Origin of the sequence: Bradyrhizobium sp. GCM10028915, from assembly GCF_042666195.1 — a bacterium.
GTDB lineage: Bacteria > Pseudomonadota > Alphaproteobacteria > Rhizobiales > Xanthobacteraceae > Bradyrhizobium > Bradyrhizobium canariense_D.
In genome coordinates this window covers 154,013-166,547 of sequence record NZ_JBHTFN010000005.1, presented here as the reverse complement: position 1 = coordinate 166,547, position 12,535 = coordinate 154,013, and the positions used below count along the sequence as shown (strand labels likewise).

At 66.2% G+C, this 12,535-nt stretch carries 13 protein-coding genes; 3 read left to right on the top strand and 10 right to left on the bottom strand.

Annotated elements, in window-relative coordinates; genetic code table 11:
- Nucleotides 1–23: 23 nt before the first annotated feature.
- From ACFQX9_RS04365 to ACFQX9_RS04355, 3 genes are all read right to left on the bottom strand, one after another.
- A complete protein-coding gene (locus tag ACFQX9_RS04365; RefSeq protein WP_085349256.1) occupies nucleotides 24–491 on the bottom strand; it encodes a hypothetical protein in 468 nt (155 codons plus the stop codon).
- Between the two features lie 119 nt (nucleotides 492–610).
- Entirely contained in the window at nucleotides 611–952 is a 342-nt protein-coding gene (locus tag ACFQX9_RS04360; RefSeq protein ID WP_018459621.1) for a hypothetical protein, read from the bottom strand.
- Between the two features lie 55 nt (nucleotides 953–1,007).
- A complete protein-coding gene (locus ACFQX9_RS04355) occupies nucleotides 1,008–2,546 on the bottom strand; it encodes a YifB family Mg chelatase-like AAA ATPase (protein WP_085359551.1) in 1,539 nt (512 codons plus the stop codon).
- Between the two features lie 228 nt (nucleotides 2,547–2,774).
- Here ACFQX9_RS04355 and ACFQX9_RS04350 point away from each other — a divergent pair, with 228 nt between their 5' ends.
- On the top strand, nucleotides 2,775–3,020 hold the full coding sequence (locus ACFQX9_RS04350) for a PilZ domain-containing protein (protein ID WP_007598461.1): 246 nt from the start codon (nucleotides 2,775–2,777) through the stop codon (nucleotides 3,018–3,020).
- Between the two features lie 80 nt (nucleotides 3,021–3,100).
- The gene (locus ACFQX9_RS04345) at nucleotides 3,101–3,886 is read left to right on the top strand and encodes a tetratricopeptide repeat protein (protein WP_018459619.1); all 786 of its coding nucleotides are present in this window, start codon (nucleotides 3,101–3,103) and stop codon (nucleotides 3,884–3,886) included.
- Between the two features lie 69 nt (nucleotides 3,887–3,955).
- Here the strand turns inward: ACFQX9_RS04345 and ACFQX9_RS04340 are convergent, their stop codons facing one another.
- The 7 genes from ACFQX9_RS04340 to rsmI all read right to left on the bottom strand — a co-directional run bounded on the left by ACFQX9_RS04340 (nucleotide 3,956) and on the right by rsmI (nucleotide 11,022).
- Nucleotides 3,956–5,245 carry an AAA family ATPase gene (locus tag ACFQX9_RS04340; RefSeq protein ID WP_085349264.1) on the bottom strand — a complete coding sequence of 430 codons (1,290 nt, stop codon included), beginning with the start codon at nucleotides 5,243–5,245 and terminating at the stop codon, nucleotides 3,956–3,958.
- Nucleotides 5,242–5,976: a CpaD family pilus assembly protein gene (locus tag ACFQX9_RS04335; RefSeq protein ID WP_018459617.1), complete on the bottom strand. Its 735-nt coding sequence runs from the start codon at nucleotides 5,974–5,976 to the stop codon at nucleotides 5,242–5,244. The genes ACFQX9_RS04340 and ACFQX9_RS04335 overlap by 4 nt, the downstream gene beginning before the upstream one ends.
- A 57-nt stretch (nucleotides 5,977–6,033) precedes the next feature.
- A complete protein-coding gene (locus ACFQX9_RS04330; RefSeq protein WP_377786887.1) occupies nucleotides 6,034–7,551 on the bottom strand; it encodes a type II and III secretion system protein family protein in 1,518 nt (505 codons plus the stop codon).
- A gap of 10 nt (nucleotides 7,552–7,561) precedes the next feature.
- Nucleotides 7,562–8,365: a Flp pilus assembly protein CpaB gene (gene cpaB, locus ACFQX9_RS04325; RefSeq protein WP_018459615.1), complete on the bottom strand. Its 804-nt coding sequence runs from the start codon at nucleotides 8,363–8,365 to the stop codon at nucleotides 7,562–7,564.
- A gap of 363 nt (nucleotides 8,366–8,728) precedes the next feature.
- On the bottom strand, nucleotides 8,729–9,673 hold the full coding sequence (gshB, locus tag ACFQX9_RS04320) for a glutathione synthase (protein ID WP_377786752.1): 945 nt from the start codon (nucleotides 9,671–9,673) through the stop codon (nucleotides 8,729–8,731).
- Nucleotides 9,674–9,683: 10 nt separating this feature from the next.
- Complete coding sequence (locus ACFQX9_RS04315) at nucleotides 9,684–10,085, bottom strand: YraN family protein (RefSeq protein WP_085349269.1); 402 nt, start codon at nucleotides 10,083–10,085, stop codon at nucleotides 9,684–9,686.
- Nucleotides 10,072–11,022 (bottom strand): 16S rRNA (cytidine(1402)-2'-O)-methyltransferase, encoded by a 951-nt coding sequence (gene rsmI / locus ACFQX9_RS04310; protein WP_085349270.1) that lies wholly within the window; start codon nucleotides 11,020–11,022, stop codon nucleotides 10,072–10,074. The genes ACFQX9_RS04315 and rsmI overlap by 14 nt, the downstream gene beginning before the upstream one ends.
- 345 nt (nucleotides 11,023–11,367) lie before the next feature.
- Here rsmI and ACFQX9_RS04305 point away from each other — a divergent pair.
- Nucleotides 11,368–12,535, top strand: a 1,168-nt coding sequence (locus tag ACFQX9_RS04305; protein WP_377786749.1) for a penicillin-binding protein activator, incomplete at its 3' end; no start/stop codon positions are given.

Sequence of the window (12,535 nt, the reverse complement as noted above, 5' to 3'; positions counted from 1 at the left end):
TTAACGGCGCAAAGCGACGCGGCTCAAAGCGAGGCGGCCTGGAGACGGCGGTGGCCGCCGCGGGCGCCGACGATCAGCGCCGCCGCCTCGCGCTGCGAGAAGGTTTTCGAGCGCACATAGACACGGTAATCCGCCGGCCCCTCGGTGGAGAGATAGATCACCTGACCGCCGTCGACGGGCTGCGCGGCAATCGAGATCAGGCGAGTCGAGGGGTTGGCCTGGCAGGACTCCGATTCCGAGCCGAGGCCGTCGTCGACGACGGCGAAGTCGGCCGCGTCCGCATCCTCGGTGATCTGAACCCGCACCGTGGCGCGCGCGGGATCATCGGTGAAGGCGACATGCACGCCGGCGGTCCAGAACAGCGACGTCAGCTCGACCGAGGTGTCGCCGAGGGCGATGCAGGGATGCGAGACCGATCCGATCTCGCTTCGGGCAAACACCGCGGCCGCCAACAGGGGAACAACCGACGCCAGGATCTTGAAACGCAACATGACGCGCTACTCGCCGGGCCCGGTACGGGGAACTGATGGGCCTTATGGTTTGCAGAGCGTAAAGGAAACTCGTTACCGCCGGGTTGATGCCGGTATCCGGGGATGAGGATCTCAGTCGGTTAGGCGCTTCTGTTCGTTTTTCGCTCGACTTCAGTGAGAACCAAATAGCTGTTCTTGCCGAAGCTGATCGCCCACAGCGCCGCCCAGGCACCCCACCTGTTCCTGACCTCGATCTCGACGGTTTGGCCGGGAGTGGTGCGAACGACGAGCGGCTGGCTCCTGCCCCAATCAATGGTCGCCTCGATCGTGCAGGCGCCGGCCGGCAGCGTGATCTCCAACACGCCGTTGCGCGCAAGCTTCCCAACGCTGGTCCCGTTGACCCACAGCTCGTATGACCTCAGCCAATCAGCGTATTGGGACGCACGAACAAATCTGATGGTGCAGGCATTGGCGTCGGTCATAGCTTCACTCTCGGGGAACGTGCTGTTCGTCAGGAAGATGCCGCGGGCGTATCGGTCAGGCGATCTGGCGCACATCCTCCGCGAGTGCGCGGTAGGACAAGGCCTCGGCGAGATGCAGCCGGCCGATCCTGTCCGCATGATCGAGATCGGCCAGCGTGCGCGCCACCCGCAACACGCGGTGATAGCCGCGCGCCGACAGCCGCATGGTCTCGGCGGCGTCGCGCAGCAGCTTCTGGCCTTGCGCATCCGGTTTGGCAATCTCCTCCAGCACCGAGGCCGGCGCTTCGGCATTGGTGCGAACCTTCGGCAGGCCGGCGTCCGCGTAGCGGGCGAGCTGGATATCCCGCGCCGCCGCCACGCGCGCGGCGACTTCGGCCGAGCCCTCTGCGGGCGGCGGCAGGATCAAATCGGCCGCGGTCACCGCGGGAACCTCGATGCGCAAATCGATGCGGTCCATCAGCGGCCCCGAGATGCGGGCCTGGTAGTCGCCCGTGCAGCGATCGATGCGGCCGCGCTTGCAGGCATAGCCGGGCTCGAACGCATTGCCGCAGCGGCAGGGATTCATCGCCGCGACCAGCATGAAGCGTGCGGGATAGGTGACGCGGTGATTGGCGCGGGACACCGAGACCTCGCCGTTCTCCAGCGGCTGGCGCAGCGAATCCAGCACGCGCGGATCGAATTCGGGGAGCTCGTCGAGGAACAGCACGCCCTGATGCGCGAGCGAGATCTCGCCGGGCCGGGCGCGCATGCCGCCGCCGGTGAGCGCAGCCATGCTGGCGGAATGATGCGGCGAGCGAAACGGCCGCCGCGCCGTCAGTGCGCCGCCCTCGATCTCGCCGGCAACAGAGGCGATCATCGAGACCTCGAGCAACTCGCCCGGTGACAGCGGCGGCAGGATCGAGGGCAGGCGTGCCGCCAGCATCGATTTGCCGGCGCCGGGCGCGCCGATCATCAGCAGGTGATGGCCGCCGGCGGCCGCGATCTCCAGCGCCCGCTTGGCGCTCTCCTGGCCCTTGATGTCGCGCAGGTCGAGCGGCGAGCTTGCTGCTTCATGCACCTTCGGCACAGGCCGCGACAGCACCTGCGTTCCCTTGAAATGGTTGGCTATCTGGATCAGCGAACTTGCGGCGATGATCTGGATGTCCGGGCTCGCCCATGCCGCTTCCGAGCCGCAAGCCGCCGGACAGATCAGCCCCTCCTCGCGCACATTGGCGCCGATCGCGGCGGGAAGAACACCGGCCACCGGCGCGATCGATCCGTCGAGGCCAAGCTCGCCCAGAACGGTGAAGCCGGACAGCGCATCCGGAGGGATCGCGCCGATCGCCCCCATCAGGCCGAGCGCGATCGGCAGGTCATAATGGCTGCCCTCCTTGGGCAAATCGGCGGGCGCGAGATTGACGGTGATCCGCCGCGCCGGCAGCGCCAGCCCCGAGGCGATCAGCGCCGAGCGGACCCGCTCGCGCGCCTCCGACACCGCCTTGTCCGGGAGACCGACGATCGCGAAGGCCGGCAGACCGGGCGCGACCTGCACCTGCACGTCGACCGCGCGGGCCTCGATCCCCTCAAAGGCGACGGTAGAAACCCGCTGAACCATGCCCGAACCAGCCTGCCCTTTTGCACAATTAGGGGTAGCAGAGCGGGCCAATTCTTGCAAGAACAATACAGGAACGGGTCGAGGGGCGCCGGAAGGTCCTAACCAATCGTAAACACGACGAAGACACTACGCCTCGAATGCAAGCTGCTCTGCTCAGCACATTCCAACGAATGTCCGCTACTCCTAGGGGTGCGGGATGGGCCGTGGTCTAACGGGTGAACAATTCAAATGCTTGCAAATCGCCGGAGAAGCGAACGACGGATGTGCACGCGGCTCGCCAAGATTCATTTTGGCGCGGGTTCGCTGCCGCGGGACTGCACGATCACGGATATTTCGGATGGCGGCGTGAAAGTCGTGGCGGAATTTCTGGAAGTGCCGCCGCAATTCACCATCATCTTCGCGCCCGACTATTCCCGGCAGTGCCGCCTGCGCTGGCGCATCGGCTGCGAGTTCGGCGCTGAATTCACCGACTGAGCTTTCGGAAGCGCCCCGCCTTAACGGGACTTTAGCGTTAATCGGTAAGCATCTCTGATCAGTCGCCGAGTGATCAGAGTATGTCCAAGCGTTTGTCCGTCGCCTCTCTTCCGGCGAGATATCTGTTTTCCGCGCTTCTGATCCTGGCCCTCGGCGGCTGTCAGACAACCGGCATCGAGGACATCACCGGCGCGCTCGGCGGAAAGTCGGACACGGCTGGCAGGGCCGAGGCCAAGCCGGACGTGAAGCCGGACATGGATGCGCTGCGCGAGCGCTATCGCGCCAAGCCTGGCGATCCCAACGTCGCGCTCGAATACGGCAAGGCGTTGCGCCAGACCGGCCAGCGCGCGCAGGCGCTCGCGGTGCTGGAGCAGGCCGTGCTCGCCCATTCCAGCAACAAGGCGCTGCTCGCCGGCTACGGCCGTGCGCTCGCCGACAGCGGCAGTTTCCAGCAGGCGTTCGACGTCCTCGGCCGCGCGCATTCGCCCGAGGATCCCGACTGGCATATCCTGTCGGCGCAAGGCGCCGCGCTCGATCAGCTCGGTCGCAACGAGGAGGCGCAGCAATATTACGCCGCCGCGCTGAAGATCGTGCCGGACGAGCCGTCGGTGCTGTCCAATCTCGGACTGTCCTACATGCTGCAGAACAATCTGCCGCGGGCTGAGGAAACGATGCGCCGGGCGCACGAGCGCAATCCCGCCGATTTCCGCGTGCGCGCCAATCTCGCGCTCGTGCTGGGACTCGAAGGAAAGCAGGCCGAGGCCGAAGCCATCGTGAAGGCGGACCTGCCGCCGGATCAGGCGGCGGCCAAGGTCACGGCGCTGCGGCAGTTGCTGGTGAAGAAGCAGCAGCGGGCGGAGAAGTAACTCGCTCGCGCGCGTCAGGATGCCGTGTCAGGAAGCCTTGGTCCGAACGCCTTGCTCAGAACGCCTTGCTCAGGATGCCTTGCGATGCGGGGCTGACCCGCGACCCGACCTGCCCTTCAGCTTCTTCAGCAGCGGCCCGAGCAGCGAGCGCTTCGGCTTCTTCACTTCGCCCCGCCCGGCGAGGCGGTTCGCCATGTTCTGGAACAGCTCGGTGGTGCGGTGGCTCTTGGAGACCTCCGCGATCATCTGGCCGTTGTTGGCCGCGGTCGAGAACAGCTTCGAATCGAACGGGATCACCGCGATCGGCTGGCTCTCCATGGTCTTGGCGAAGGCCTTGACCTCGATCTCCGCCCGCTTGGGCATGCCGACCTGGTTGATGCAGTAGAGCGGCGGCCGGTCGTTCGGCCGCGCCGCCTTCAAGACGTTCAGCATGTTCTTGGTGTTGCGCAGGTTCGCAAGATCGGGCTCGGCCACGATGACGATGTCGTCCGCGTTGACCAGCGCGCGACGGGTCCAGCCCGACCATTGATGGGGAACATCGAGCACGATGCAGGGCGTGGTCATGCGCAGCGTGTCGAACACCGCGTCAAAGGCCTCCGCGCCGAAATCGTAGACGCGGTCAAGGGTGGCGGGCGCAGCAAGCAGGCTGAGACGCTCGGTGCATTTGGAGAGCAGACGCTCTATCAGGGCCGTGTCCGGCCGATCCTGCGACAGCACCGCATTGGCGATGCCTTGCACCGGGTCCTGGTTGTAGTCGAGACCCGCGGTGCCGAAGGCGAGGTCGAGATCGATCACGACGGAATCGAGCGCGAGGTCGCGGGCGATGGTCCAGGCCACATTGTGCGCGACGGTGGAGGCACCGACACCGCCCTTGGCCCCGACCACCGCGATGACGCGGCCGGTGATGATGGTTTCGGACGCCGAGAACAGGCTGCAGATCGAGCGGACGACGTCGAGCGTTTCGACCGGTCCCACCACATAGTCGTTGACGCCGCGGCGGACCAACTCGCGATAGGGCGCGGTGTCGTTGGGATTGCCGATCACGACCACACGGGTGCCGGGATCGCAGACGCCGGCGAGGTCGTCGAGGCCCTCGAGGATGTCGCGGGTGCCGTCGGATTCGATCACGATGACGTTCGGCGTCGGCATCGTTTCATAGACTTCGATTGCCGCCGCGAGGCCACCGTCCTTGGCCGTGAGATGCGCCTTGGCGAGACGGCGATCCTGCCCGGCCGCGGTCACCGCGGCGAGCGTCTGCTCGGTCTCGCAAAAGGCTTGCACGGAGATGCGAGGAACCGGCGCAATGTGTTCCTCGGGGTGCTGCGGATCGTCCGCTTCTTCGTCGTGGACGCGTGTCATCTGCCTGTATCGCTGAGTTTGGCCTTGTCGGCGTCTGGATTGCTGCTCGCGATCGGCGTGCCCTTGCGATAGCGCTCGAAGGCCATGTCACGCCGTGCGTTATAGACCGGCGTCTCGGACCGCGGCTGCTCCAGGTCGGCCGGATTGTCGATCATGGCCGCGAGGTTGCGCTGGCTGGCGCAGCCCAGATTGAAATAGGGCCGGTTCTCGTTGTAGCCGGGGTCGAGGATGGAGGGGCCGATATCTTCCGGCCACAGCCCGCAGGGGCCGGCGACCGCGGCGATCCGGGAATAGCTCAGGCGGATGGTGGGCAGCAGCCCTGGATCCTCGGGCCGATAGGGATGCTGGACGATGGCACGCGATGGCACGCCGACGGATGCGAGCACGGAACGGATCTCGTGATAGGTCGCCGCCGCCGCGCGCGAATTCGCCGCGTTGACCGGGACGTCGACCACGACCGAGCCGGTGCCTTCGCGCACCCAGTCCCGGGCAATGCCGGCGACGTCCGCGTGCTGCGCGGCCGAGAGGCCGCCGCGAGCCTTGCCGACGAAGATCACGATCGACTTCTTGGCTTCCTCGACCGCGATCGGGTGACGCTGGCGATAGTCGGTCGGCACCGTCTGGGTGACGATCTCGCCGGTGGTGTTGCAGGCGCCCAGCATGACGGAGAGCCCCGTCAGTGCCAGCGCGACGCTCAACCCGCGACGTCGATCGGCCATGGTCTTCGTCATCGCTTCATCCCCTCGTGCCCCGTCTCTTGCCCCGTTCCTCAGGCTGTCCGTTCGTCGTCAGTCGATGATGAAGCCGAAATCGCCGGGCGTGCCCGCGATCGGATCGACGCGGCGCGCGACGCCATAGAGGCGGTTCATGCGACCGAGCAGCGCCGTCTGGGCGTCAGACGCCGGGGCGAAGCCGTCGTCGGGCCGGGACAGTTCCTTCTGAGCCACCGCGCGCACGACATAAGGCGTCACGATCACCATCAGCTCGGTCTCGTTGTTGACGAAGTCCTGGCTGCGGAACAGCGCGCCGATGATCGGTACCTGGTCGACGCCGGGCAGGCCGTTGATCGCCTGTTTGGTCTGCTGCTGGATCAGGCCGGCCATGGCCATCGAACCGCCCGAGGGAATTTCCAGCGTCGTTTCGGCGCGGCGGGTCTGGATCGAGGGGATGGTGATCGAGTTGGTCGAGCTCGACGACAGCGCCTGGGTCACCGTGATGGCGCTTTGGTTCGACAGCTCGGACACCTCGGTCATCACCCGCAGGCTGATCCGTCCCTCGCTCAGCACGACCGGGGTGAAGTTCAGGGAGATGCCGAACTTCTTGTAGGTGATCTGGGTGGTGCAAACGTGGGTGACGGGATCGCAGGCATAGCCCGAGGGAATGGGGAATTCGCCGCCGGCGATGAAGGTGGCGGATTCGCCGGAGATCGCGGTCAGGCTCGGCTCGGCGAGCGTGCGCATGACACCGGCACTTTCCATCGCGCGCATCGTGGCGCTGACGGTCGCGAAGCCTTTGGTGAGACCGGCGACACCTAATCCGTTGTTGCTGACGATCGGTCCGCCGCTGACCGAGAACGGGTTGGAATTGTTGAAGTTCACCACCGCGGTGCCGGCGTTCAGACTGGCGCTGAGATCGACGCCCAACTGCTTGACGATATCGCGGCGCACTTCGCCGACGACGACCTTGAGCATCACCTGGTCGCGGCCGCGCACGATGATGTTATTGACCACCTTGTCGGAGCCGCCGACCAGTTTCGCGGCGACGTCGCCGGCCTGCTGGGCCTCGACGGGGCTCGACACCGAGCCTGTCAGCATCACGCTGTCGCCGACGCCTTCGATCTGCACGCCCGGCAGCGACTGGCGCAGCGCCGTGCGCATGCCGTTGAGATCGCGCTTCACCGCGATATCGTAGGCGGCGACCTGCTGGCCGTCGGCGGCGAAGAACACGACGTTGGTCTGGCCGACCTGTCCGCCGATGATATAGGCGCGTTGGGCCGAGCGGATCACGGCATTGGCGATCTTGGGATCGGCGACCAGCACGTCCTTGACGTCGCGCGGCAGGTCGATGACGGCGGACTTGCCGACGCCGAGCGACAGGAAGCGCGTCTTCGCCGGCGCGATCGTCCCGACCGGCGAAACATCGAGATCGGCTGCCTGCATCGGCGCCTGGTCGCCGACCGGCGCATCTGCGGCGCTGACGATATCGGGGGCTGCGAGGAGCCCCAGGGTCAGCATCGTCCCCGTCCAGAACGAGCGCCCCCGATTCCCCCGAATGCGCTTGCCCGTCCGATCATCCCCGTAGTTCATCATGTCCCCATCACTTCTGTGACGTCAGTTGCCGCGCCTGTACGCCGTAGCGGATCACGTTGACCCCGCCGGACCGCTTGCTCGCCTGGTCCTCGGGCGTGCTGTCGACCGAGTTGGCATCGACGATGCTGCGCAGCGCGAGTGTCAGCGTGCCGCCCTGGCGCGCTGCCGATAGCGCGGCGACCTGGTCGGGTTTAAGCTCGAGCGTGACGGTCCTGCCGACGACGGCGTTCTGGCCGTCCTTTTCCTTCGGCGCCTGGTCGATCGCGAGCACGCGGATATTGGTCAGGATCGCTTCGGATAGGATGAGGTCGTTACCGGCGGCCCCGTCAGGATTCTTCAGGCGGCGGGTCAGCATGATGTCGACGCGGTCATTCGGCAGGATGAAGCCGCCGGCGGCAGTCTCGGCTGAAATCTCGGTGGAGACGGCGCGCATGCCCGACGGCAGGATCGCGGCCATGAAGCCGGAGCCGTCGGCCCTGACCAGCTTCTGCTCGCGGATTGGCTCGCCCTGCATCAACGGCACGCGTGCGATCGAGCCTGCAATCTGGATCTGCGCCTCGGGCCTGTTGTCGCGGCGGATGAAGGCGCTGCTCGCGGTCGCCGCCGGCCAGAGCTGCCATTGCAGGTCCTCGGGCTTCACGGCTTGACCGAGCTGAATGTCATTCTTGGCGACCAGGACCTCGACCGTCGGCAGCTTCTCGGCGACGGGGAGAACGGGCGCGGGCTTATTGTCATAGCCGCTCGCCAGATACGCAGCGACGCCGCCGGCGCCCAGCGCGATGACGAGAACGACAATGCGTGCGGTGTTCATACGCCTCTACTCTTACGCAGGGTACTCGAACCGCACCTGGCGGGTCCCCGTGTCGATGAGTAGGCAGCAAAAGTATAAGTGGTGTTGCGAGGCCGAATGTGATCGACGGCCGCACTGTGGTCTTTCGGCAGATGGTGAACGTCGCGTTAGCCGGTCGGCCACTGGCCCCGTAGTTTCACGCAGTGCGGCCACTGCGTTCGAATGATGCGCGCGGCGTCATGGTAAATGGGTGGTTAGTGGTGTGTGGGGTGATGCCGCGCATGCATTACGTAGCCTGGATGGAGCGAAGCGCAATCCGGGGCCGCTGAACATGATGTGGCATCCCGGATTTCGCTGCGCTCCATCCGGGCTACGGGCCGGCGGCTACTTCGCGCGCTTTTGCTCGATCACGTCCCAGAGCTTTGCGGCAACGTCCGGTCCGCCGAGCCGCGCGATGGCGCGGATGCCGGTCGGCGAGGTCACGTTGATCTCGGTGAGGTTGCCGTTGATGACGTCGATGCCGACGAACAACAGCCCGCGCTCGCGCAGCGCCGGGCCGACGGTGGCGCAGATCTCGCGCTCGCGCGGCGTGAGCTCGGTCTCCTGCGCTGCGCCGCCGCGCACCATGTTGGAGCGGAGGTCGTCCGTGGCCGGCACGCGATTCACCGCGCCGGCGAACTCGCCGTTGATCAGGATGATGCGCTTGTCGCCGTGCTTTACCTCGGGGATGAACTGCTGGATCACCCAGGCTTCCTTGAACGTCACGGAGAACATGTCGAACAGCGAGCCGAAATTCATGTCCTGCGGCATCACGCGGAACACCGCAGCGCCGCCATGGCCGTGCAGCGGCTTCATGACGACGGCGCCATGCCTGTCGCGAAACGCGTTGATCTCGTCGAGGTCGCGCGAGATCAGCGTCGGTGGCATCAGCTGCGGGAAGTTCATCACGAACAGCTTCTCCGGCGCGTTGCGCACGGAGGCGGGATCGTTGACGACGAGCGTCTTCGGATGGATGCGTTCGAGAAGGTGCGTCGAGGTGATGTAGGCGAGGTCGAACGGCGGATCCTGGCGGAGCAGCACCACGTCGAACCCGTTGAGCGCCTCGCGCCTAGGTTCGCCCAGGGTGAAATGATTGCCCGGCTCATCGCGCACGGTGAGCAGCTGAACCGGAGCGACGATTTCCTCGCCGACCATCGAGAGCTTGTCGGGCGTGTAATAGGACAGGCCGTGGCCGCGCTTCTGCGCCTCCAGGAGCAGCGCAAAGGTGGAATCGCCCTTGATGTTGATGCGGGCGATGGGGTCCATCTGGACGGCGACGTTCAGTTTCATGGTCTGCCTTTCAGGTCGAGGCGTCGAATGCCGCCAACACATGGCGTGGAAGTCGTTTCGGCGCAATCAGCATGGCATCGAATCGCATTTCAAATTCCGCATGCTCGGGATGCGCGACGAGCCAGCCTTGCGCGGCATCGATGATGCGCTGCTGCTGGCGCGGCGTCACGGCGAAGGCGGCGTCGTCAAGCGTCGCGCGCGCCTTGACCTCGACGAAGGCGATCAAATTGCGGCGGCGCGCCACGATGTCGATCTCGCCATGCGGCGTGCGGTAACGTTTGGCGAGGATGCGGTAGCCCTTGGCCATGAGATAGGCCGCGGCGCGGCTTTCCGCGGAGATGCCGGTGCGAAACGCGGCGACGCGCTCGGGCGAGGCGATTTTCGGTTCCGCCGGGGCCTCATTCTTCGCCATCGCCGCCCCGCAGATCTTTGGCAAGCTCGAGCGCGCGGGCATAGACCTCGCGGCGCGGCCGGCCCGAGAGCGCGACCGCATGCGCCACCGCATCCTTGACGCTGTTCGCGGCGAGCTGCTCGCGCAGAAGGTCGTCGAGCGCGTCCGATGTCAGCATTCCGGCATCCGCCGCAGGTGGAGCGATCACCAGCACGAATTCGCCGCGCGTCTCCAGCGTATCGGCATCGCGCGCCAGCTCACGCAGCGTCGCGCGCGAAATCTGCTCGTGCAGTTTGGTCAGCTCGCGGCAAATCGCGGCTTCCCGGGTCCCCATGATCTCGGCGAGCTCGGCGAGCGTGTCCTGCACGCGGTTGCCGGAATCGAACATCACCAGCGTCGCATCGATGCGCGCAAGCTCGGCCACGCGCGACTTTCGCGCGGCGGATTTCGAAGGCAGAAAGCCTTCGAAGAAGAAGCGGTCGGTCGGCAGCGCTGCGACCGATAGCGCCGCCAGCACCGAGGACGGGCCGGGCAGCGCGTAGACCGCGTGGCCGGCGGCGCAGACCTCGCGCACCAGCTTGTAGCCGGGGTCCGAGATCAACGGCGTGCCGGCATCCGACACCAGCGCGATCGAGCCGCCCTGCGAAAGCCGCTCCAGGATCTTCGGACGGGCCGCTTCAGCGTTGTGCTCGTGATACTGCTTGAGCTGCGCAGAGATGTCGTAGCGCTCGGTCAGACGCCGCGTGATGCGGGTGTCCTCACAGGCGATGACATCGACCCCGGCGAGGGTCTGCAGCGCCCGCAGCGTGATGTCACCGAGATTGCCGATGGGGGTCGCGACCAGGTGCAGGCCAGGCGCGGCCTTCGGCGCGACAAGCCGATGGGCGTCGACGGAGAAACCGCGCGAGGCGGCCTCCGTCGTCTCAGGTGTGTTTGTCGGGGACGGCTTTGCGCGCATAATCAGACGAACTTAGGTATGATCCCCGGGGCTGGGAACCGGTCCCCGGAAAAAGATCGTGCCTGGGCGAGGCAAGGGGCGAGGCAGGACTGGAATGTGATCCATTCGGCATCACATTCCCCAGGGAATGAAGCGTCAGCGCCATATTCGCGGCGGAAACGCCGCCTTGATGCTGGGTGACGGACGGCGGACAGCTAGCCAGAACTTGAGAGGAAGCCGCGTTAAGCGGGCATTATCCTTTTGTTTGAGTTAACTATTTGCCGACAATATGCCTGAATCCATGGCCGGTGTCGTGGAAAGAATGTCGTGACCGGCTGGCGACGGTCGGTCGGAAGAGAAACTGTCATGACGGGCCCACGTGATCCCAGATCTTCCCTTTCGGAGGAGTCTCCCGTTCAGGGGCCCCTGATGTCAGGGGCGACCCGGCGAAGCGCGCTCGGCCTGTTGCTCGGCACGCCGCTGCTGTCGGCCTGCGCCGGCGTGCAGCAGAGCCTGAGCCAGTTCTCCAATCCGTTCAGCAGCTCCTCTCCGCCTCCGGCCCAGCCGGCCGGGCCGCCGCAGCAGGCGACGACCGCCGGCACCGGCGGGGTGAAGGTTGCCGTGATCCTGCCGCTGTCGGCATCCGGCAATGCCGGCCTCGCTGCGCAGTCGATGCGCAATGCCGCCGAGATGGCGTTGGCCGAGTTCCAGAATCCCAACATCCAGCTCCTGATCAAGGACGACAATGGCAGCCCGCAGGGCGCGCAGGCCAGTGCGCAGCAGGCGGTCGACGAGGGCGCCGAGATCATCCTCGGGCCGCTGTTCGCGCAATCGGTGCCTGCAGTGGCGCAGATCGCGCGCACGCGCGGCATCCCGGTGATGGCGTTCTCGACCGATTCCAGCATTGCCGGCCGCGGTGTCTATCTGCTGAGCTTCCTGCCGGAGTCGGACGTCAACCGCATCGTCGAATATTCTGCCAGCATCGGAAAGCGCTCCGTCGCCGTGCTCGTGCCCGACAATGCCTATGGCAATGTGGTCGAGGCCGCGGTGAAGGCGGCGGTGCCGCGCCGCGGAGGGCGCATCGTCGCGTTCGAGAAATACGGCGCCGATCGCGCCACGCCGGCCCGCACCGTGGCGCAGCAGCTCGGTAGCGCCGATGCGCTGTTCATCGCCGACGATGGCGATGCCGTCGTCTCGGTCGCCGATGCGATGAGTGCGGCGGGTGCGAATCTACGCAATATCCAGCTGCTCGGCACCGGCCTGTGGGACAGTCCGCGCGTCTATGCCAGCTCCAACTTGCAAGGCGGCCTCTACGCCGCGCCGGACCCGGCGGGCTTCCGCGCCTTCTCCGGCCGCTATCGCACCAAATACGGCGCCGAGCCCGTGCGCACCGCCACGCTTGCCTATGATGCGGTCGCCCTGGTGGCCGCGCTGGCGCGTACGCAGGGCACGACGCGCTTTTCGTCGGACGTGCTCACCAATCCCTCCGGCTTTGCCGGCATCGACGGCCTGTTCCGCTTTCGCGCCGACGGCA